The organism is Vibrio proteolyticus NBRC 13287 (genome assembly GCF_000467125.1).
GTDB classification, from domain to species: Bacteria; Pseudomonadota; Gammaproteobacteria; order Enterobacterales; family Vibrionaceae; genus Vibrio; species Vibrio proteolyticus.
Map to the genome: position 1 here is coordinate 278,357 of NZ_BATJ01000001.1, position 20,761 is coordinate 299,117.

Below are 20,761 nucleotides of genomic sequence, written 5' to 3' on the forward strand. Positions count from 1 at the left end.
AACATTATCCGGCTAGCGGCTTTTCTGTCGTTAGTGATCTGTTGAGATCGTTGATCTCCCCCTTTCCCTCTTCTCCTTAGTAATGCTTTATCAATTAAGGGGAATTCATGAACCACTTTCATTCTTTACTACAGACCATCGACAACTTTGTCTGGGGTCCACCACTTTTAATTCTGCTTGTCGGCACCGGTGTTTACTTTACCTTTCGCTTAGGCCTGATCCAGTTTCGTCACCTGCCAACTGCCCTGAAAATGGTGTTCAGTAAAGACAAATCTGCCGCCGAAGGCGATGTATCCAGCTTTGCGGCGCTGTGTACCGCCCTTTCCGCGACCATAGGTACAGGTAACATTGTCGGTGTGGCCACTGCCATCAAACTTGGTGGCCCAGGTGCCCTCTTCTGGATGTGGCTGGCCGCGCTGTTCGGTATGGCAACCAAATACGCTGAGTGTCTGCTGGCGGTGAAATACCGCAAAGTCGACGACAAAGGCCAGATGATCGGCGGGCCGATGTACTACCTGCAATACGGCGTAGGCTCTAAAGCGTTAGCGGTGATGTTTGCCATCTTTGCACTGGGTGTGGCCTGCTTTGGTATCGGTACGTTTCCACAAGTGAATGCCATCATCGATGCCAGTGAGATCTCGTTTGGTGTCTCACGTGAAATTTCCGCGGTGGTGCTGACTCTGCTGGTCGCCTTTGTCACGCTCGGCGGGATACAGTCGATTGCCAAAGTGGCCGGTAAAGTGGTGCCAACCATGGCGCTGTTCTACATCATCGCCTGTGTCAGTGTGATCGTGATGAACGCCGACCGTTTGGTTGAAGCCGTGGAACTGGTGCTGGTGTCGGCCTTTACGTCAACCGCTGCAACCGGTGGTTTCCTGGGCGCGAGCATCATGTTGGCGATTCAATCTGGTATTGCCCGCGGGGTATTCTCCAATGAATCCGGCCTGGGCAGTGCCCCAATGGCGGCGGCAGCTGCAAAAACCGATTCATGCGTGAAGCAAGGGCTGATCTCGATGACCGGTACCTTCTTTGACACCATCATCATTTGTACCATGACTGGCCTGGCTCTGATCTTAACAGGCGCCTGGCAGAGCGATTATTCTGGTGCGGCGATGACCACATACGCATTCGCGCAAGGTCTGAACTCCGATACGCTTGGCCCGATGTTGGTTTCTATCGGCCTGATGTTCTTTGCCTTTACCACGATTTTGGGTTGGAACTATTACGGAGAACGCTGCGTGGTGTACCTGTTTGGCACCAAAGCGGTGTTGGTTTACAAGCTGGTGTTTGTTGCACTGGTTGCTTCCGGAGCCTTCCTGCAACTGGATATGATCTGGCTTATCGCCGACATCGTGAACGGCCTGATGGCGATTCCAAACCTGATTGGCCTGATCGCACTGCGTAAGGTGATCGTCGAAGAAACCCGAAACTACTTTGACGCGCTGGTCGCCACGCCAAATCAAGCGAAAATGCAGGTTCAGTCATAAATCATTCCGCTGTATCTCACGATAAAAAATAAGCGCCTATCGGCGCTTATTTTTTATTTGAGTGAACGCGGTTGGTTACGGCGCTTCTTCCACCAAAAGCTTCACGCCTAAGGCCACCAGCACCACGCCGGTGGTCGCTTCCATATAACGCATAAAACGGGCACTGTTGAGCAGCGATTTGGCTTTGTTCAACGCGCCGGCTAATCCACATTGCCACACCATAGCAATCACAAAATGCACGCTGGCCATCAGCAGTGATTGCAACAGCGGTGAACCTTCAGGGTTAATAAACTGAGGCAGGAATGCCAAGTAGAATACCGCAGTTTTCGGGTTAAGCACATTCGACAAAAAGCCCTCGCGCAGTGAACGTTTCACCACCAGTTGCGAAGTACTCCCCTCATTGACACTCAGTGGAGCATTGCCCTGCATTGTAGCACGCAAACTGGTGATACCGAGATAAATCAGGTACGCCGCCCCCACCATTTTGACGGCATTAAACAGCTCTGCAGACTGAGCCAGAATCGCCGAAATCCCTATCGCGGAAAACGTCGCGTGAACAAACAAACCAGCACAAATACCCACACTGGTGACACTGCCATCGGCAAAGCCGCCACGGGTGGTATTGCGAATCACTAAAGCGGTATCTAAACCGGGTGTTAGGGTAAGAATCGTGATGGCTATCAGGAAAGCTTCAAAGTTCTCAATCAACGTCGACATCCTTGTAAACAAATAAGAAACTTAAATTACTCCGTTTTACAGTCAAATACTATCCATTCGACTCCTCGCATCAGGATATTTCTTGGTCGAGATGTTAATCGTTGGTAAAATTGCCGTTCAATATGAATTATTTTAATGATTAGTCACGGAAGGCGTTCTATGAGTGCATTCAACAAGTTGGTTCAACACTCCCAAAAAATCTCTCACTTTAATCATCTCGCAGCCATTTGCGGCTGGGATCAGGCGGCGGTGATGCCGTCTGGCGGCAACGAGGCCCGCTCTGAAGCGATGGCTGAGCTGTCTGTCCATATTCACGGTCTGTTAACTCAGCCACAGCTGGGTGACTGGTTTGCCGAAGCAGAAAGCGAAAATCTAACCACACAAGAACGTGCCTCATTGCGCGAGCTGAAACGTCAGTGGCAACAGGCAAACGTGTTACCCGAATCTCTGGTTCAGGCTAAATCTCTGGCGGGTTCAAAATGTGAGCACGCCTGGCGTACCCAACGCGGCGACAATGACTGGGCGGGTTTTGAAAAAAACTGGGCAGAAGTCGTGAAATTGTCACGCGAAGAAGCACAAATCCGCGCAGAGGCTACGGGCCTTAGCCCATACGACGCCATGCTGGACATCTACGAGCCGGGCACCAGTTCGGCCTCACTGGATGTACTGTTTGCTGATGTGAAAACCTGGCTACCGGATTTGATTGATCAAGCGATTGAAAAGCAAAGCCACGAAGCATTCGTTGAGCCTCAAGGCCGCTTCGATACCGCCAGACAGAAAGCTCTGGGGCTGGATGTGATGAAACTGCTTCAGTTTGACTTCAACCACGGCCGTCTCGATGAAAGCGTGCACCCTTTCTGTGGCGGCGTGCCAACCGACGTGCGTATTACCACGCGCTACGATGAGAGCGAATTCGTGCAATCTCTGATGGGCATTGTGCATGAAACTGGTCACGCCCGTTATGAACAAGGCTTGCCAAAAGCCCTGGCTGGAACACCGGCCGGTGAAGCACGTTCGATGGGCATTCATGAATCTCAGTCACTGTTTTTCGAAATGCAGGTGGGCCGCAGCGCAGCGTTTATCGAACATTTGGCACGACTTGCCGGTAAGCACTTCAACGACCACGATGCAGAGCTGTTCTCAACCCAGAACTTCCAAAAGCTCTACACCCGAGTGAAGAAAGATTTTATCCGCGTGGATGCCGACGAGCTCACCTATCCTGCGCATGTGATCCTAAGGTACGAAATTGAACGTGACCTGATCAACGGCCATATCCAGCACACCGATGTACCTGCGCTGTGGAATGAAAAGATGCAGTCTTACCTTGGCCTCTCAACCGAAGGGAACTTCAAGAACGGCTGTATGCAAGACATCCACTGGACAGATGGCTCATTCGGTTACTTCCCTAGCTACACATTGGGCGCGATGTACGCCGCGCAGTTTATGGCTGCAATGAAGCAAAGCGTAGACGTAGATGGCGCCATTCGCAACGGCGATCTAACCCCCATCTTCAGTTGGCTGGAAAGCAATATCTGGAGTAATGGCAGCCTGCTCACCACGGACGAACTGGTGAAGCAAGCAACGGGAGACACCTTAAACGCCAACTACTTTAAAGAACACCTAAAAAGCCGTTATCTTTAACCCTCACCATTAAATAAAAAAGGCTCGCCAACGTGAATATTAGCGAGCCTTTTTAGTTGGTTGCCCAGTGTGGGGCTAAAATGGTTATGCCCCATTCCTTGCTAGCTCTCCTAATAGAGTAACTCCCAACAATTCTTTTTATCATACTTTTTCTAATGGATAAGCAAAAGGCAAGGCTAAAGCCTTCGCCTCCTTTGGTGCAATTGGTGGTATAGCAACTAGTTTTCTATTGAAGATTGATCGCTTTCAAAGTAACGCTTTTCGAATGATGGTAGACATATTGACTAATATAGATTTGCTCTTTTTTGAATAGCATTAAATTAATTAGGAGATCATATGCCTCAATCTGAAATCGTGGTATTAGCTAATTCTATTAAGCATGGTCAACATTGTGTCGCTGGAAAGTGTGTTAATACGGGGAGATGGATAAGACCAGTTTCAAATTTACAAGGTGGAGAGCTAAGCAATCAACAAGCTAGAATACAAAACCCACATGGCACTTTTAGTGTTAAGCCTCTTCAAAAAGCTCGTATAGGAATTGCGCAACATGCACCTCTTCCTCATCAGCCTGAAAATTATTTGATTGATGGCACTATTTGGGTTCAAAATTATTCATTTGATGCTGGACAGTTGAATACTCTACTAGACAATCCAGTGGATCTTTGGGGGGATGGTAATAGAGTTGTGCATGCTCTAATAGCAGAAGGTTTATATCAAGTGCCTCAATCACTGTATCTAGTACAAGTAGAAAATTTAAGGCTGTATTATACAGATGATGATAAGCGGAGAGCCTCGTTCTCCTATGGAGGTATTGATTATGACCTTGCTGCTACAGATCCTCGGTTTGATGAGATTGTAAGGGATAATTTACCAACTTTAGGCATACTATGTGTTAGCTTAGGTGAACAATATCAGGGCTATTGCTACAAACTTGTAGCAACAATTTTTTGAGGGTTATTATGCATATTTACACAATAGGATTTACCCAAAAGAAAGCAGAGATGTTTTTTGGATACTTGAAAAACTCAGAAGTGAAAACTCTTATTGATGTTCGTCTTAATAACGTATCTCAACTGGCTGGCTTTGCGAAAAGAGATGATTTGAAGTTCTTTTTACGAGAGCTTTGTGGTGCGGAATATGTTCATATGCCTGAATTAGCTCCAACCAAAGAAATTCTTAACCCTTACAAAAAAGGTGATATGTCTTGGGAGCTATACGAAGACAAGTTCTTAAACTTAATGGCCAAACGTAATATTGAGCGTTTAGTTAAGCCATCATTACTCGATCAAGGTTGCTTACTGTGTAGTGAACACGAACCACATTTATGTCATAGGCGCTTAGTGGTAGAGTATTTAAATGAGCATACTGATTTGAACCTGAAAGTTAAGCACTTGTACTAATGGCGAAGATATTGATTTTATACCCTCAACTTTTTAACTGCTATTCAAAATTTGCAAGAAAAGTGGGTAAGATAACATCGAGTTTGGATGATGTGGAGTTGATTTATCCCCATGATCCAAATCAGTTAATAGAGGTGTTTTGCGCAGAGAACGCTGGTATAGCAAGCTCTAATCATTTATCTAACTGGTCGTGTGATGACATTACACATGCGATAGTTTTTGATGATGGGGAAGAGTTTGTCTCTGAAGTTGAGTTATTGAAAACAGCTCAAATACCTCTTAGATTCATACGTATTCATATTACAAGAGTTATTAACATAAAATCTGATACAAAGTATCAAACTGAAACGAATAGTCCTCACTATGAATACATCGGTAGAAGATCATACTGGGGAAATCCCTACTCAATGTTTGAGGATGGTGATCGTGATGAAGTGATAAGAAAATTTAAGTATGACTTCGATTATGATAAATTTTTAAATGTCGATAAATCAAAGGTTTACTCTTTAGCTGGCAAAAGATTAGGTTGTTTTTGTAAACCACAAGCCTGTCATGGTGATGTACTAGCTGATTTTTTGAACTCTTGGGATGACGGTAAATAAACTCTCATATTACCCCTTTCAAAGCCGATGTAAGAATGGGGTTTCATGTTTTATTGATATTTATTATATCCTTCCTTACCTAATTTTTTTTAACATCAATTTTTGTGGTGTTATGGGTTCAGATCTCGTCGTTTGCCATACGTCCCGTAATCTTAACCACAAGGGTTAGAGTAAAGTCTCTAGCTCATTTCTGTCCAAAAACGTTCTAGGCAGTCCTTCCATCTCCATGCTAGGCGGAAGAACTCAAAAGTTTCTGCCCTTTCTGTATCCATCTGCTACGGAAGTGACGCCGTGACCTTTTGTTATGACCGCAACACCTCTAGACAAAACTTTTCTTACCACGCCCTCCCCTAAACACCTGCCGATAGCTTGCCGGCGAGATATCAAATTGCTGTCGGAAATGTCGTCTTAACGACGTGGCCGAAGCAAAACCCGCTTGTTCGGCAATGCGGTCTATGGCTTGATCTGTGGTTTCTAAATAGTGCTTCGCGGCAATCAGACGTTGATTGACTAACCATTGCGAGAAGCTGCTGCCCGTGGCTTGTTGGAAGCGGCGCGTGAAGTGGCGCCTGCTCATACATGCTTTTTCTGCCATAACGTCGACCGTAAGCGGCATGGAAAGGTTTTCAATCGCCCACTCCATTATGGCGGATAACGGCTCACGCTGGTTCACAGCCGGAACGGGCACATCAATATATTGCGCCTGACCACCTTGTCGATGTGGCGGTACCACAAGATTCCGAGCGACCGCATTGGCCGTCTGTGAACCCCAGATCTGACGTACGATGTGCAGGCAACAGTCAATGCTGGCAGCGGTACCAGCGGAGGTAACAACGTCGCCGTTGTCGATGTAAAGCACCTTCTCATCAACCGATACTTGTTTATAACGATCACGAAAACATTGTGCCCAGCGCCAATGCGTGGTCGCTGTTCGGCCATCAAGTAATCCAGCCGCCGCGACCACAAACGCCCCCATGCACAAACCTATGATACGGGCCCCTCTGGCATGAGCTTGTTGCAGGGCGTCAAGAATACACGCTTCTGGTTGATGCGCGGGGTCGTCCCAGCTTGGCACGATGATGATGTCTTTTGAACTCATCGCTGCTAGCCCCTCTTCGACGATCATCGAAAACCCGGCACTGGTTTTTAGCACCCCAGGCTTCGCCGCGCAGATCGTGATCTCACAAGCGGGCGTTCCATCGACATTTAAGACTTTTTCAAACACTTCGTACGGCACCGACAAATGAAAAGGAATAATGCCATCAAAAACCACGATACCAATCGTCACTTTTGAAAGGTGGCCTGATTCGGGCTTGCTCACTGCATGTATCATCTGCCTAGTATTCCTTTTGCGTCGTTTCATTCAAAGATACCAGCTAATACCCATTTTGGTATCAGCTGGCGGTGTTACGCATGCAGTTCGTTATCGTATCACTGGCATGTCTACGATTGCTTGCGTGGTCTTAATATCAGCAAACACGTCGGCCACACCTGCGATTGCAGCGCGTTGCAAAGTGATGTGATCAACCACGCTTCCATCCCAGTTAGCCAAATCACGAGTAGCCGTGGCGTCTTCCGCGATAATCACTTCGTAGCCCATCGGCACGGCATCACGGGCCGTTGTAGACACACACATGTGAGTCATCAGGCCGGTAATGATCAAAGTTTTAATCCCCTTCTCTTTCAACTGCTGGTCCAGGTTGGTGCCAACAAATGAGCTTGGGGTTGCTTTGTTGATGACAAAATCGGTATCCAACGGTTGCAGATCCTGATGGAACTCCGCGTTCACACTTCCTTCGGCAAACAATGGACCGTCAGCAGCCCCCACATGACGCACAAAATAGACGGGCATCTTGTTCTGATGCGCAAAACCAACCACCTGCTTGGCTTTTTTTAGTGCTTCCTTGCCATTCGGAATAGGCATACGCCCCGTGTAATATTCGTTCTGAAAGTCAATCACCAGCACCGCGGTGGAACCTGCATGGAGTTCTGTCGGCGCTTGAGCCTGAGTCATCGTCCGGATCGTGGGCGCTGACGTGGCATTCGTAGATTCCGCGGCGGCCGAGGCCGTTGCCATTGAAAGTGCCAGTGCACTGCAAACTGCTGTTTTTTTCATTCTCGTTCTCCTCACGTGTTTTCGTTACAGGCGCGATTGCCTGATGTGGGAGCAGTATGCGGAATGCGCGATGTTGCTGACAGTCTGCTTTGTGACGAAAAACAGTACTTTTGGGCCAAAATGAACACACCGAACATTTCAGGCCATCCGCGGATGTTGATGTGACATTATCGTATGTTCAGTAAACATGGCTGTGCTATGGTTTATAGAGATTATCAACGCGAATCAGAGTGTTGCAGCTTAGCTGCTAAGCCTGATTGGTCCACTTTAAGAGGATTCACTATGTTAATTACCTTTCGCTGTAAGGCATATGCAAACATTACGATGTTTGGTGATGTGGGCTTGCAGATGCTAAAACTGATGGGACACAGTGAAACCGTACCCGGCGCTATTCTGGCGAACGATGTCCCTCAGGCACTGGAGCAGCTCAAAGCCGCGGTAGAGGTAGAAAAACGTAAAGCTGCCAACGCAGAACCCGAGAATGATTCGGATGAAGATGCCGAGCCAGCCATCAGTGTCAACCATCGGGCTTTACCTCTTATCGAACTGCTCAGCGCCGCCGTGAAAGAAAAATGCGATGTGATGTGGGAGTCAACGTAACAGAAACGTCTTGGAATTGAATTCGCTTTAATCTATCTAAGCGCCAGTTGTATCTGGCGCATTCGGAATGACACTATTGTCTGAGTAACAGTGGTGACATCACCCTCCATATATTGAGTTCATCGAAAAGCGCGAGTCTCAATCTGCGTGACCTAGCCCCTCCACTCTCCTATCCTGTTATCATTAGATGAATTATCTAAATCAAATCAGAGAACTACTGTGACGGTCGAATCCAAACCCTCAATCAAGCTTGGCATTAATGGTGTCATTTTGCTCGCGGCCATTCCGGTCAGCTTTCTGGCTGATTATCTGTTTAACCTGACACTGAGTGGACGTTTAACCAGCCATGAGTACGGCGACTATAAAGTGGCGTACGCCTACGCGGTGCTGGCGTCAATGGTGATTTTGCTGGGTGGCGATCGTGTGGCACCGAAAATGTTATCGGCCACGTTAGATCAGGGCAACAATCGTCCGGTGTGGTCGTTTGTTCGGTTTTATCTGAAAACAGCCACACTGCTGTCCGTTGTGTTGATCATTGTCACTTACGCGGGCAGTTATCTGCACCTGTTTGTCAGCGGTTCGGACCAACACCACCCCTTAGTCTTGATGTCGTTTGTATTGCCGCTGATCGCGGCCGCGGCTCTGTTCAGCCGGGTGTTGCAATCCGGTAAGTTCTTGATCCTCTCCAACCTGCCATGGCGCGTCGCGCTGCCTCTGATGAAAACCGCCATGATCGTTATGATTTTCTGGCTATTCGGCTCACTGGCACTGTGGCAAGTCATCACCTGTGGCGCGTTAGCCGTGTTAATTCTGGTGAGTTGGCAGTGGTTCAAACTGCGTCAACTGGCTTTGATTTCTGTGTCACTGGCGGCGGCGAAATATCCGACCAACCACCGTGAGCTACTCAAACAATCGCTTCCCATGATGGCAGCCGTGCTGGTCACCGTGGCGCTGAATCAAATTGATCTGTTCATGCTCGAATGGCTGGCCGAAGAGAATGAAGTCGGCCATTTTGGCGCCGCTGCGACGATCGCTCATATTCTGCCGGTGGCACAGACGACAATCGCAGGGTTGTTTCTGCCGCTGCTTGGGATTGCGGTTCATGAAGGCAGTAAACAGAGCATGGCCGTTTACCATCAAGCACAAAAACTGATTTTCTGGGTACTCGGCGGGTTATTTGTCGTGCTGCTCGCCTTGCGACATACTCTGCTCGGAATGTTTGGTGAGGAATACCTGGCAGCCAATCAGGCACTTACTCTGCTGTGTGGCGCGTATGCTATTTGGGGACTGGCGGCTTTTTCGTCCACCTGGCTGCAATACGTAAAACGTGGCAAAAACGTCGTGTGGATTGGTTTGACCGGCATAGGTCTGGACGCTGCACTCAACCTTGTGCTGATCCCTCGATATGGCATTGATGGCGCGGCGGCGGCGACGTTACTGACTCTTTTCAGTTGCAGTATTGCGATCTGGCTCTATCAACATCATACCTTCAAAGTAATGACTCACGATCAGGATTATCAACAAGCGTAAAAAAGCTCCCTTGCGGGAGCTTCTTACTTTATCCGTTACTCACTTGTGCCAGTGGGTTTGGCTTTGGCCGTTCCTGATGCCATTGGCGGAAGTCACTGCCCGTCGGCGCCTGCGCAACACGCAAGTTAAACTCTGGCATCACCGCGTACAGGTGGTCAAAAATGTCCGACTGAATACGCTCGTATTCAACCCACGCCGTTGTGGTGGTAAAGCAGTAGATCTCCATTGAGATACCGTCATGCGATGGCGCAAGCTGGCGAACCATCAGCGTCATATTCTTATGAATTTCCGGATGCGCACGCAGGTAGCGCTCAAGATACGCGCGGAAACTGCCCAGGTTTGTCAGACGACGACCATTGATGGTGCTGGTGTCATCGACGTTGTGCTGTTCATTATAGAGCGTGATCTCTTCAACTTTGTTTTTGATATACGGTTCCAGAAGTTGCGCTTTCGTCAGATCGGCAACTTCCTCATCACTGAGAAAATGCACGCTGGTCGTATCAATCATCACGCTACGCTTGATGCGTCGGCCGCCGGAGTCAGTCATCCCTTTCCAGTTTTTGAACGAGTCAGAGATCAGTGCGTAAGTCGGAATCGTTGTGATGGTCTTATCCCAGTTCTGCACTTTCACTGTGGTCAGGCTGATGTCGATCACATCACCATCCGCGCCGTATTTCGGCATCTCCAACCAATCGCCTACACTCAACATTTTGTTGGCGGACAGCTGCACACCCGCAACCAAACCAAGAATGGGATCTTTAAACACCAACATCACGACCGCTGTCATGGCACCCAGGCCACTCAACAGAATCACCGGGGATTTGCCTATCAGGATGGAGGTAAACAGCAATGCCGCAATCACAAAAACGATGATTTTGACGCTCTGAATGATGCCTCGGGTCGGCATATTGCGCCCAACCTGGGTGCGGTTTACCAGCACATCGACCACATTGAGTAGCGAGAACAGCGACAACATCGCGTACAACACCACCCACAGCGCGACAATCGTCAGCAACATCTCGCGGATTGCACTCTCGTCGGATAGCCACAGATTGGCCTGAATGCCGATCACAATCCCTTGTATCAGCAGCGCTACCCGACTGAATAAGTTGCCGCTGAACAGTTCATGTCGCCACACGGCCTGAGACTTGTCTGCACTGCGTTTCAGCCAGGCCACCACACCACGGTGCAACACCAGGTGGATGATGATAGCGATGAGCAGAATGAGTCCAAGCGCTTCACCGACTTGAATCAACTGCGACAGTTGAATGTTGTATTGACTGAGCCAATTTTCAAAGGACTGCAACATAAAAAACTCCGCTCCGAACTGGAGACTCTTCAAAAACCGTACATATGATTTTCATAACATACACATGCGGAAACAAAAGCCACACTATCTTTGACTGTATCTGACTCGTTAAGAAAGCGTGATTGAAACCCATCTGTTGCGCAGTGTCACTCACTTATCCGCGAAACTCGTACTTCGCTTCAACAGTAAGCAACCCATTGTATGTGATACCGGGGCTACGACCAATGTTTTCGTGAGCGATAACCACAACGAATATACCTGACACCCTAGATGCGACTCAGGCAGTAATCAAGTCAGAAAAATCCTAAATGCTGTAACAGATTGCAACTGAGCAACGACCAAAACCGCCCAAACGACGGCTTTGGTTTAGAGCAATCAATCAGCCTCACTGACGGGGGATTGGTTTTAGGGCAGCAATCGCAGCGGCAAACAAACCCACCGCCAACACGGCAAGCCAGACGGCTCCCAGTGAGTAAGCAAAACCCGCCAGACCGGACCAGATCGCAACGCCCAAATGCATCATACTCATGCCCAGCGCCATCAAAGTGCCGCGATGCGAATCTGACAACTGCGCAATGTGGCTTTGCAGCGCCGGCGAGCCGATTCCCCCGGCCAGAGACCAGAAAAATAGCACCGGCAAAAACATCAGCACATCCGTTGCGGATGCACCGAACACCCAGGCGCTGCACAGCAGGCAGACCACCAGTGCAGCTCGCATCACAGCACGGCCGCTACCCAAGCGTCGAATGGCTCGCGACATCACCATATTGCCCATCACACTGACGCCACCAAGTACCGCGTACGTTAAGCCAACCAGTGCAATGTCCAGTTCAGTGGCATCACGTAAGCGCTGTCCCACCAGATTGAAGACGCCGATCCCCCCACCAAGGCCAAGCCCCATTGCCAGAAGCGCTCCGCGGGCGCCCGGAATCCGTAGCAGTTGCGCCATGGCAGGTTGCTCCGGTTTAGCTGTCTTGTTTTTGGCGTAATGCGCACCGCCCTGGGCAGCGAGCAATGCCGACACCATCAGTGCCGCTGCACCTAACACGATAAACGCTGCGCGCCAGGACAGCCACTCTGTCAAAAAAGCTCCGATAGCCGGGCTGGTAATCATTCCCAAAGTCAGACCTGCCTGAACCAGAGTAATGTGCTTCATCGCTTTATCACCCGGTTGATCACCGGCCAATGCAAACGCGATCGGCAACATGCCGGCACTGGCTAAGCCAGTCATCACCCGCGTCAGTAAACCCACATCGAATTGGCCAACCAGACCAGTAGCGATCGAAGAAAGACCGAACAACACACAAGCTGGCAACATGATGCGCAGCCTTCCCCATTGGTCTGATAAGCGACCAAAGTACGGGGCGATAAACGCAATCGCCAAGCTGTAGGCAGTGATAAACAACGTGATCCGTTCTGCTGGCACGCCCAAATCCTGTCCGATGGGTTGCAAAATCGGGCCAAGCAGCAGCTCATCCGCCCCCACCAAGAACGCAATCAGGAACAACAGCGCGGGTAACATTTTATTTGGCATCACACATCTCCATCTTTGCCATATCAATCACTTTATCCGGCCAGTCGGCCAGAAAGTCCGGCTCGTGCGATACCACGATCACCGTGCCAGCGTAGGTACACAACGCCTGTTTTAACGCCGCTTTTACGTCGACATCCAAATGGGTGGTCGGTTCGTCAAGCACCAACACGTTTGATTTACTGACCGCCAGACACGACAACTTTACCTTGGTCTGCTCACCGCCACTCAAACTGCGCAGCGGCTGCAAGGATTTATTGCCGCTGATGCCAAACTCCGCCAGCTTCTGACGCGCACTTTTGTCATTCAACTGGCGACACGATGCTCGCATCACCTGCATGGGAGTACTGTCCGGGTAATCCCAGTGTAAGTCCTGAGAAAAATACCCCCACTGAATGCCGTTGGCCTGTCGAATGTCCCCGGCAAGAGGATTGAGCTGACCGATCAGCGTTTTCAGCAGTGTCGACTTACCCAAACCGTTAAAGCCAACAATCGCCAGCTTTTCGCCGCGCTGAATATCGAGATTGATCGCCGGTAACAAGGCATGTTGATAGCCTATCTCAAGCCGAGTTGCGGTCAGAACCGTCTGGGCACTCAGAGGCGCGTGAGAAAAACCAAACTCTGGTTGACTCTTTTGCTGCGGCTTGTTCACCCGCTCAATTTTCGCCAACTGCTTTTTGCGGCCGTTGGCTATCTTGGCGTTCACACCCGCACCGTTTTTGCTGATGTAGGCTTCAAGCTTGTCGATTTTCTGTTGTTGGGACTGATATTGCTTAAGCTGGTTGAGCGTCTCCTGCTCCTTCTGCACCATCGCTTTTGCGTAGCCGCCTTTGTATTTTCGGATCTGTTGATGGTCAATGTCGCATATACCATCGGCAATCCGATTCAGAAATGCCGTGTCATGCGATACCACCATAAACGTACCTGAATATTGATTGAGAAACTCCGCCAGCCAGGTCACGTGATCCGTATCGAGAAAGTTGGTCGGCTCATCTAGCAGTAACACATCCGGCTCTTCCAGAAGCAGTTTAGCCAAAATCACTTTATGGCGCTGACCGCCACTCAAACCACTCATGTGTGTGGTCATTCCAAGTGGCAGAATACCCAGCCCCGCCGCCACCTGTTCAACACGATGAGTCAGGCGGTAGAAGCCCCCTTCTTCCAACAGCGATTGCAGCTCTGCCGCGCGATTCAGTGTTGCATCGGACACCGCTGATGACATTTGCGCATAGAGGCGATTCAGCTCGCGATCCGCAGCCAGTAAAGGCGCATAAGCGGTCGCCATAAAGTCGAATACTGACAGCGAGGGATCAATCTCAAGGTGCTGATCGAGGTAGCCAACTTTCACACCCGGCTGCCAGAGGATGTCACCGTGATCCGGCAGATACTCACCTTGTAATAGCTTGAACAAGGTACTTTTACCCGCACCATTTGGTCCGGTGACACCCAGATGCTCACCACGATGGAGAGCGAAATCGGCGTTTTGATATAAAACCTTGTCTTCCACCTGAAAGCCCAGGTGTTTGATAACTAATAAACTCATGTTTTTAAACCATAAAAAAGGGGCCGGTAACAAGTACCGGCCCCTGGAATCTGTACGATATTGATGTCTCTGATTTTCAGACACAAAAAAGGCCGGTGATAAAGCATTACCGGCCTACCTCTCTAACCATTACTTTCAGATGTCAGCTAGCCTGCGCTGTTCACGCATTACAACATCTGATGAAGATTTGGTTTTTCAGGCTCCGAGCAACACTTCATCGTGTATTTGCGCGGAGCTCAGCCTTCTCACGAAGTTCTTGAACAGGATATAAATCATGGTAGAGAGTTATCTATAAAAACATTCGGCGGCAAAGTTAAGATACCGCCGGATAAAAGTCAATCACTAAAAGTGGCACCATCGCGTCAGCGCAGATGGTGATTGCCGTAAGCTCAACCTGTTTCAATTCGGTTGCGTCCTTTGTGTTTGGCTTTGTAGAGTAGCTCGTCGGCTCTGGTCAGCAACTCGTTCGGGCTGTCTTGCTGACGAATCACCGTTGCCCCGACACTCACGGTAAAGTTCACTTCCGAGTCTTCATGCGTCACACTCACATCACGCAGTTCGCGTTGTAATCGAGCCAGAAGACTGCGCCCGCCTTCCAAACCCGTGCGCGGCAAAATGATCAGAAATTCTTCGCCCCCCCAGCGGGCACAGAAATCCTCTTTGCGACACAGCTTGGACGCCAGTAGCGCGAATTCTCTCAACGCCTCGTCTCCGGTACGGTGGCCGTAGCTGTCGTTGATCGCTTTAAAATGATCGAGATCGAGCAGAGCGACCACGGCCTCGGTACGTTGATTTTGCGCAATGCGAATCTGTTCAAGCAGGATGCGCTCCATACAACCTCGATTTGCCAGTCCAGTCAGCGCGTCCGTGTTGGCCATACTTTCCATTTGAACGTGTGCATTTTCCAACGCCAGCAAATCATTGTTACGTGCGACTTCATGCCCGACCCACTCGGCAAATAAACGGATTAACTCAATATCCTGACGAATAAACGGACGGGTCGGTTCCGGACTGGAAAAATTCAGCGTGCCATACCGCTTTTCATCAACAAAAATCGGCGCGCCAAGGTACGCTTCCAGACCAAAGTTCTTAAAACACGGATGGGTAGCAACTTCGCTGTCTGAGACGTGATGAAAACCCTGAACGTCATCGGCGTTATACACGTGACTGCAATAGGTCGCATCAAGCTCGAATGTCATGCCAGTCTCTAACGCATCATCCGGATGCACGGCACGCTGCACAATGTAATCGTTGCCGTCAATTTTGCTGAAGATACCGATCGGCAAGCCAAAGTGCTCTGTCCCTAATTTCAAAATCTCATCAACGCGCTGTTCAAAACTTAATTGTCTCGATGAGGTAATTTCATGCAGCTTATTCAATGTTTCTTCTGCGGATAATCGAGAAGATTCATCTTTGATCATCGCAATATAAAAAAGATTCTCGCCCGAGAAGTTTTTAATAACGCCACCAGAAGTCTGACCCTGAAATATTCGTCCGCCTTTTGTTTTGTAGTCTGCAATATACGAATCACTAATACATTCAGCCTCAACGTTATAACGTGATAAACCCAAGGTCTCATATTCATCATCCGTGGCATACAGAATGCGCGTGCTCGCCCCGATAACCTCACCTTCTTGGAAACCAAACAGCTTTTTGGCTGCACTGTTAATACAGACGATTTCACGTTGAAGCGTGGCAATAATGACGGCCGTATCAATATGCTCAAACACTTGGGACAGCACGTGAGAGTCCAATTCCGTATCAACATTTTGCAAATTTAAGGGCTTCATTCCGTCACTCCAATTGACCATACTTTCGCGCTGTTTCTGCCAGAGTATAACGCAGGGGCGATGATGTAAGCATACAGACCGTATCTATTGATGGAACATCACATAAAACGGGTTGTTAATTTCATTGTTGCGAAAATCCATATTTAAGCTAATGACATTAAGCGCTATTAAATAGAATAGAACATGGTTTACATGTCCGATTAAAAATATGCCGACGTTATTGTTCAGACTCAGCCTGAGTGATTTTAGCGACCACTTTTAACGCCTGTTTATTGAGGTTAGATCCCTCCCAGGCCACCACAATCCGACTGGTCATTGGCATGTCCTCTATCTCCGCTACCGCCGCCGCGTTGTCCAGATGTTCGGCCAGTGAGCGCGGCACAATCGCAATCCCCAGCCCCGCCTGAGCCATCGCAATCGTGGTGCGCAGTTGCGGCGCGGCAAATTGACGCTCAAGCCGTATTCCGGCGTCTGCAAGCAGCGTGTTCATGCCATCAAACAAGGCTGGCCCGGTTTCACGCGGAAACAATAAGATTTTCTGCTCTCTGAGCTGTGTCATTTGAATACGTTTAAACTGCGCCAATGGATGACCGGCTGGAATCACAGCAACAAACGGATCATCAAACAGCCGTTTGCGTTCAAAAGGCTCGCTGGCATAACAAGGCAAACGCATGATCGCGAGATCCAGCTGTTTGTTCTTTAACTGAGTGGCCAACTCCGGCATGGGCAGTTCAGCGGCCTGCAAGTTGATGCCATCGCCCTGAATTCGCCCCATCCTTTCCAGAACAGGAATACAAGTCGATGTTGAGGTGGCAAAGCCGACTTTCACTTCCGTATTTTCGCCGCGCGCAATCTGCCTGACTTTCGCTTTGGCCCGCTCCGCGTCAGCGAGAATATTCACCGCATCGGTATAAAACACCTCCCCAGCGCGAGTGAGCTCTACCCCTCTGGACAAGCGTTTAAACAGATCCACACCCAATTCATGTTCCAACTTTTTGATCTGTTGACTGAGTGGCGGCTGAGCGATGCCAAGCTGTTCGGCAGCCCTTGTAAAATGGCGCGTCTGGGCAACCGCGACGAAATACTTCAGGTAACGGAATTCCATATTTTTTCCATATCAAAATAAATCTTTTTTATATTGGATTTAGCACCCGGAGGAAGTCAATCTAAATATACACTTCATTGCATAATTGGTTTAACTCATGCGTGGATTCTACAACCCTCTGTGTGCTTGTTCGCTCGATGTAGCGAAAGAATTTGCCGAATACCATCACGTTACTGGTGATGGTGAGATTTATCAGACCTCGTTGATGAGCGCCCTGATCGCCGGTGTTTACGAAGGCTCAACAACCATAGAGCAATTGCTGGAGCACGGCGATTTTGGTTTGGGCACATTTAATCAGCTCGATGGTGAGCTGATTGCTTTTGACAAAGAAGTCTTTCAACTCAAATCCGATGGTTCAGCCAACCCGGCAGACATGGCGCAGAAAACCCCGTTTGCGGTCATGACATTTTTCAAACCGGATATCGAACTGCCACTGACTTCACGTATGTCCCGCGACGCCGTGCACGAACTGATCGACGACATGGTTCCGAGCGATAATCTGTTCTGCGCGATCCGCATTGATGGCATCTTCGACTTTGTCCGCACCCGCACCGTGCCTAAACAGACCCGGCCTTACCGACCCATGCTTGAGGTGGTCAAAGAGCAGCCCACCTTCCGTTTCGCTCAAAAACAAGGGGTCGTGGCTGGATTTCGTAGTCCCAAATACACGACGGGAATCAATGTGCCCGGCTATCACGAACATTTTATTACCGATGACCGCCAGGGAGGTGGCCATATTCAGGATTACAGCATTTCGTCAGGATTCCTCCAGATTGGCAAAGTATCGCGACTGGTGATCGACACCCCAGCTTCCGCGGATTTTCTTCGCGCCAATCTGGCTCCGGAAGACATTCGTACCGCCATCGAAAAGGCGGAAAAATAACAACGTCAGGCAATATAATAAGGACAACAAATGCAATCCAAACCTTCAAAACAAAATGGCGCACAGTTAATCGCCAGGCAGCTGGAATCACTCGGCATCAAATACATTTTTGGCATCCCCGGTGCCAAAATCGATCGCCTGTTTGACGCCATTGAAGACACCAGTATCCAGATGATCCCGGTGCGACACGAAGCCAACGGTGCCTTTATGGCCGGAGTTGTCGGCCGGCTGACCGGTAAGGCTGGTGTCACGCTGGTAACCTCCGGCCCTGGCTGTGGCAATCTGGTCTCTGGTGTCGCCACCGCTAACTCAGAGGGCGATCCGCTGATCGCCATCGGCGGCGCAGTCAAACGCACGGATCAGCAAAAACAGACGCATCAGAGCATGGATACGGTCAGCATTTTTCGGTCAATAACCAAGTTCAGCGCCGAAGTGCAGCATGTCGACGCCGCCAGTGAAATCATGGCAAACGCGTTTCGCATTGCCGAGTCCGGCCGCCCGGGCGCATGCTTCCTCAGCTTGCCGCAAGATGTGTTGTCCGATCAAACCCAGACCGACATAATAACCCCGTCTGGATACACCCAGCCCGGTTGCGCTGACATCGCAGCAATCGAAGAAGCAGTCAACCGTATCGGTAAGGCTCAGCGCTGTGTGGTACTGCTCGGTTTGCACGCCAGTCGCAGTGAAAACGCCGCCGCCATCGCGCGCTTCTTGCAAAAAACACAACTGCCGGTGGTCGGCACCTATCAGGCAGCAGGTACGGTTGATATCAATTATTATCACCACTTTGCTGGCCGCGTCGGCTTGTTTAATAACCAGCCCGGTGATGTGCTGTTGCGCGATGCCGATCTGATCCTCACCATTGGTTTTAGCCCGATTGAGTACGACCCAGAACTGTGGAACAGCCAGCGCTGCCCAGTGATCCACCTCGACATCGAGCCGGCCGAATATCAGCTTAACTACCAGCCTTGTGTCGAAATCGTCGGCAACATTGCGCAGTCCCTCGATCAAATGGGCAGCCGCATCTCTGAGTACGCCCGTCTCTCGCCCACTGCGCTCTCCGTTTTGGAAGAGGTAGCTCTGCAACGTCAGGTGATCAAAACCTACCCCAACGTCTACAGCCAGCAGGGTTTTCACCCACTGGCGTTGATCAAAGCGATGCAAGCGATCATCACGCCAGACACCACACTCTGTCTCGATATGGGCAGCTTCCATATCTGGATTGCCCGCTACCTGAGCTGCTTCCGCGCGCGTCAGATGCTGATCTCCAACGGTCAGCAAACCATGGGCGTCGCCTTGCCATGGGCGATCGGTGCCAGCTTACTGAAACCCGGCAGCAAAGTGGTGTCGGTATCTGGTGATGGCGGCTTTATGCAATCCAGTATGGAACTGGAAACCGCTGTCCGGCTGAAATGCAACATCGTCCATATCGTATGGGTCGACAACGCCTACAACATGGTGGAAATGCAAGAAGTGAAGAAATATCAGCGCTTCTCCGGGGTGAAATTCGGCCCGATTGATTTCAAAGCATACGCCGAGTCGTTTGGCGCCAAAGGTTTTGCCGTCACCAACCAGCATGAACTGGCTGCCACCCTGAAAAAGGCCATGGACGTTGAAGGCCCTGCTGTGGTGGCCATTCCCGTCGATTACAGCGATAACTACAAACTGATGTTGCCGCGCACTGAAAAGAATCAAGACCCTGTTTTCGTAAGTTTCGAAGGAGAAATCGCATGAGAGGATTAAAAAACAAAGTCGCATTAGTGACAGGTGCCGCCAATGGTATTGGCCTGGCTATCGCAACACGCCTTTACGATGAAGGCGTCAACGTTGCTCTGGCGGACTGGAATGAAACACAGCTCGCCAACGCGGTTGAGGGCTTCGACAAGCAACGTGTCTCTGCCCACACCATCGATGTTTCCAACCCGGACAAAGTCGCTGCACTGATTAACGATGTGGTCGCTCGTTTCGGCAAGCTGGATATTCTGGTCAACAATGCCGGCGTGCATGTGCCGGGCTCGGTCATTGAAGGCAGCGTCGACGACTGGAAGAAAATCTCTTCGGTGAACATTGACGGCGTGGTCTACTGCGCCAAATTTGCTTTGCCTGAATTGCTAAAAACCAAAGGCAGCATGATTAATACCGCTTCCGTCTCGGGGTTGGGTGGCGATTGGGGCGCCGCATTTTACTGTGCCAGCAAGGGGGCGGTCGTTAACCTGACCCGCGCGATGGCACTGGATCACGGCGGTGATGGCGTGCGTATCAATGCGGTTTGCCCAAGCCTGGTGAAAACCAACATGACCAATGGCTGGCCACAGGATATTCGCGACAAATTCAACGAACGCATTGCATTAGGCCGCGCCGCTGAGCCAGAAGAGATCGCGTCTGTGGTGACGTTCCTCGCCAGTGACGATGCTTCGTTCATCAACGGTGTGAACTTGCCTGTCGACGGCGGCGCCACCGCTTCCGATGGACAGCCTAAAATCGTGTAAGCCGTAAACCGACAGATC

General features: G+C 49.8%; 18 protein-coding genes. 10 read left to right on the forward strand and 8 right to left on the reverse strand.

Annotated features, from left to right (window positions below):
• Positions 1 to 107: 107 nt before the first annotated feature.
• Positions 108 to 1,487: an alanine/glycine:cation symporter family protein gene (locus tag VPR01S_RS01255; protein ID WP_021703470.1), complete on the forward strand. Its 1,380-nt coding sequence runs from the start codon at positions 108 to 110 to the stop codon at positions 1,485 to 1,487.
• Positions 1,488 to 1,562: 75 nt separating this feature from the next.
• Here VPR01S_RS01255 and VPR01S_RS01260 read toward each other — a convergent pair whose 3' ends face one another.
• Positions 1,563 to 2,195 carry a LysE family translocator gene (locus VPR01S_RS01260; protein WP_021703471.1) on the reverse strand — a complete coding sequence of 211 codons (633 nt, stop codon included), beginning with the start codon at positions 2,193 to 2,195 and terminating at the stop codon, positions 1,563 to 1,565.
• Between the two features lie 168 nt (positions 2,196 to 2,363).
• Here VPR01S_RS01260 and VPR01S_RS01265 point away from each other — a divergent pair, with 168 nt between their 5' ends.
• The 4 genes from VPR01S_RS01265 (at position 2,364) to VPR01S_RS01280 (ending at position 5,847) form a co-directional block, all read left to right on the forward strand.
• Positions 2,364 to 3,845, forward strand: coding sequence for a carboxypeptidase M32 (locus tag VPR01S_RS01265; RefSeq protein WP_021703472.1), 1,482 nt, complete (start codon positions 2,364 to 2,366; stop codon positions 3,843 to 3,845).
• A 336-nt stretch (positions 3,846 to 4,181) separates the two neighbouring features.
• Positions 4,182 to 4,796, forward strand: coding sequence for a dual OB domain-containing protein (locus VPR01S_RS01270; protein WP_021703473.1), 615 nt, complete (start codon positions 4,182 to 4,184; stop codon positions 4,794 to 4,796).
• Positions 4,797 to 4,804: 8 nt separating this feature from the next.
• Entirely contained in the window at positions 4,805 to 5,245 is a 441-nt protein-coding gene (locus VPR01S_RS01275) for a DUF488 domain-containing protein (protein ID WP_021703474.1), read from the forward strand.
• The gene (locus VPR01S_RS01280; protein WP_021703475.1) at positions 5,245 to 5,847 is read left to right on the forward strand and encodes a DUF4326 domain-containing protein; all 603 of its coding nucleotides are present in this window, start codon (positions 5,245 to 5,247) and stop codon (positions 5,845 to 5,847) included. Before VPR01S_RS01275 ends, VPR01S_RS01280 begins: the two co-directional genes overlap by 1 nt.
• Before the next feature lie 319 nt (positions 5,848 to 6,166).
• Here VPR01S_RS01280 and VPR01S_RS01285 read toward each other — a convergent pair whose 3' ends face one another.
• On the reverse strand, positions 6,167 to 7,180 hold the full coding sequence (locus VPR01S_RS01285) for a GlxA family transcriptional regulator (RefSeq protein ID WP_021703476.1): 1,014 nt from the start codon (positions 7,178 to 7,180) through the stop codon (positions 6,167 to 6,169).
• Positions 7,181 to 7,270: 90 nt separating this feature from the next.
• Positions 7,271 to 7,963 (reverse strand): cysteine hydrolase family protein, encoded by a 693-nt coding sequence (locus tag VPR01S_RS01290; RefSeq protein WP_040902113.1) that lies wholly within the window; start codon positions 7,961 to 7,963, stop codon positions 7,271 to 7,273.
• Between the two features lie 282 nt (positions 7,964 to 8,245).
• Here VPR01S_RS01290 and VPR01S_RS01295 point away from each other — a divergent pair, with 282 nt between their 5' ends.
• Together VPR01S_RS01295 and VPR01S_RS01300 are read left to right on the forward strand one after the other, a co-directional pair.
• A complete protein-coding gene (locus tag VPR01S_RS01295) occupies positions 8,246 to 8,563 on the forward strand; it encodes a DUF1840 domain-containing protein (RefSeq protein WP_021703478.1) in 318 nt (105 codons plus the stop codon).
• Positions 8,564 to 8,782: 219 nt separating this feature from the next.
• Positions 8,783 to 10,093, forward strand: coding sequence for an oligosaccharide flippase family protein (locus VPR01S_RS01300; RefSeq protein WP_021703479.1), 1,311 nt, complete (start codon positions 8,783 to 8,785; stop codon positions 10,091 to 10,093).
• Between the two features lie 28 nt (positions 10,094 to 10,121).
• Here the strand turns inward: VPR01S_RS01300 and VPR01S_RS01305 are convergent, their stop codons facing one another.
• The 5 genes from VPR01S_RS01305 to VPR01S_RS01325 all read right to left on the reverse strand — a co-directional run bounded on the left by VPR01S_RS01305 (position 10,122) and on the right by VPR01S_RS01325 (position 17,371).
• The gene (locus tag VPR01S_RS01305) at positions 10,122 to 11,402 is read right to left on the reverse strand and encodes a mechanosensitive ion channel family protein (protein WP_021703480.1); all 1,281 of its coding nucleotides are present in this window, start codon (positions 11,400 to 11,402) and stop codon (positions 10,122 to 10,124) included.
• A 385-nt stretch (positions 11,403 to 11,787) separates the two neighbouring features.
• Positions 11,788 to 12,936: an MFS transporter gene (locus VPR01S_RS01310; RefSeq protein ID WP_021703481.1), complete on the reverse strand. Its 1,149-nt coding sequence runs from the start codon at positions 12,934 to 12,936 to the stop codon at positions 11,788 to 11,790.
• Complete coding sequence (locus VPR01S_RS01315) at positions 12,926 to 14,476, reverse strand: ABC-F family ATP-binding cassette domain-containing protein (RefSeq protein ID WP_021703482.1); 1,551 nt, start codon at positions 14,474 to 14,476, stop codon at positions 12,926 to 12,928. Before VPR01S_RS01315 ends, VPR01S_RS01310 begins: the two co-directional genes overlap by 11 nt.
• A gap of 389 nt (positions 14,477 to 14,865) precedes the next feature.
• The gene (locus VPR01S_RS01320; RefSeq protein ID WP_021703483.1) at positions 14,866 to 16,266 is read right to left on the reverse strand and encodes a sensor domain-containing diguanylate cyclase; all 1,401 of its coding nucleotides are present in this window, start codon (positions 16,264 to 16,266) and stop codon (positions 14,866 to 14,868) included.
• A gap of 217 nt (positions 16,267 to 16,483) precedes the next feature.
• Positions 16,484 to 17,371, reverse strand: a complete 888-nt coding sequence (locus VPR01S_RS01325) for a LysR family transcriptional regulator (protein ID WP_021703484.1) — start codon at positions 17,369 to 17,371, stop codon at positions 16,484 to 16,486.
• A gap of 97 nt (positions 17,372 to 17,468) precedes the next feature.
• Here VPR01S_RS01325 and budA point away from each other — a divergent pair, with 97 nt between their 5' ends.
• From budA to budC, 3 genes are read left to right on the forward strand one after another with little or no spacing between them, the layout of a single operon-like run.
• On the forward strand, positions 17,469 to 18,254 hold the full coding sequence (gene budA, locus VPR01S_RS01330) for an acetolactate decarboxylase (protein ID WP_021703485.1): 786 nt from the start codon (positions 17,469 to 17,471) through the stop codon (positions 18,252 to 18,254).
• Between the two features lie 30 nt (positions 18,255 to 18,284).
• Positions 18,285 to 19,988, forward strand: coding sequence for an acetolactate synthase AlsS (alsS, locus tag VPR01S_RS01335; protein ID WP_021703486.1), 1,704 nt, complete (start codon positions 18,285 to 18,287; stop codon positions 19,986 to 19,988).
• Entirely contained in the window at positions 19,985 to 20,743 is a 759-nt protein-coding gene (gene budC / locus VPR01S_RS01340) for a meso-2,3-butanediol dehydrogenase (protein ID WP_021703487.1), read from the forward strand. The genes alsS and budC overlap by 4 nt, the downstream gene beginning before the upstream one ends.
• The last annotated feature ends 18 nt before the right edge of the window (positions 20,744 to 20,761 follow it).

Bases quoted from the DNA above. Each gene is read 5' to 3' on its own strand.
- VPR01S_RS01255 (WP_021703470.1), top strand. From the start codon at position 108: ATGAACCACTTTCATTCTTTACTACAGACCATCGACAACTTTGTCTGG.
- VPR01S_RS01265 (WP_021703472.1), top strand. From the start codon at position 2,364: ATGAGTGCATTCAACAAGTTGGTTCAACACTCCCAAAAAATCTCTCAC.
- VPR01S_RS01270 (WP_021703473.1), top strand. From the start codon at position 4,182: ATGCCTCAATCTGAAATCGTGGTATTAGCTAATTCTATTAAGCATGGT.
- VPR01S_RS01275 (WP_021703474.1), top strand. From the start codon at position 4,805: ATGCATATTTACACAATAGGATTTACCCAAAAGAAAGCAGAGATGTTT.
- VPR01S_RS01280 (WP_021703475.1), top strand. From the start codon at position 5,245: ATGGCGAAGATATTGATTTTATACCCTCAACTTTTTAACTGCTATTCA.
- VPR01S_RS01285 (WP_021703476.1), bottom strand. From the start codon at position 7,180: ATGATACATGCAGTGAGCAAGCCCGAATCAGGCCACCTTTCAAAAGTG.
- VPR01S_RS01290 (WP_040902113.1), bottom strand. From the start codon at position 7,963: ATGAAAAAAACAGCAGTTTGCAGTGCACTGGCACTTTCAATGGCAACG.
- VPR01S_RS01295 (WP_021703478.1), top strand. From the start codon at position 8,246: ATGTTAATTACCTTTCGCTGTAAGGCATATGCAAACATTACGATGTTT.
- VPR01S_RS01305 (WP_021703480.1), bottom strand. From the start codon at position 11,402: ATGTTGCAGTCCTTTGAAAATTGGCTCAGTCAATACAACATTCAACTG.
- VPR01S_RS01310 (WP_021703481.1), bottom strand. From the start codon at position 12,936: ATGCCAAATAAAATGTTACCCGCGCTGTTGTTCCTGATTGCGTTCTTG.
- VPR01S_RS01315 (WP_021703482.1), bottom strand. From the start codon at position 14,476: ATGAGTTTATTAGTTATCAAACACCTGGGCTTTCAGGTGGAAGACAAG.
- VPR01S_RS01320 (WP_021703483.1), bottom strand. From the start codon at position 16,266: ATGAAGCCCTTAAATTTGCAAAATGTTGATACGGAATTGGACTCTCAC.
- VPR01S_RS01325 (WP_021703484.1), bottom strand. From the start codon at position 17,371: ATGGAATTCCGTTACCTGAAGTATTTCGTCGCGGTTGCCCAGACGCGC.
- budA (WP_021703485.1), top strand. From the start codon at position 17,469: ATGCGTGGATTCTACAACCCTCTGTGTGCTTGTTCGCTCGATGTAGCG.
- alsS (WP_021703486.1), top strand. From the start codon at position 18,285: ATGCAATCCAAACCTTCAAAACAAAATGGCGCACAGTTAATCGCCAGG.
- budC (WP_021703487.1), top strand. From the start codon at position 19,985: ATGAGAGGATTAAAAAACAAAGTCGCATTAGTGACAGGTGCCGCCAAT.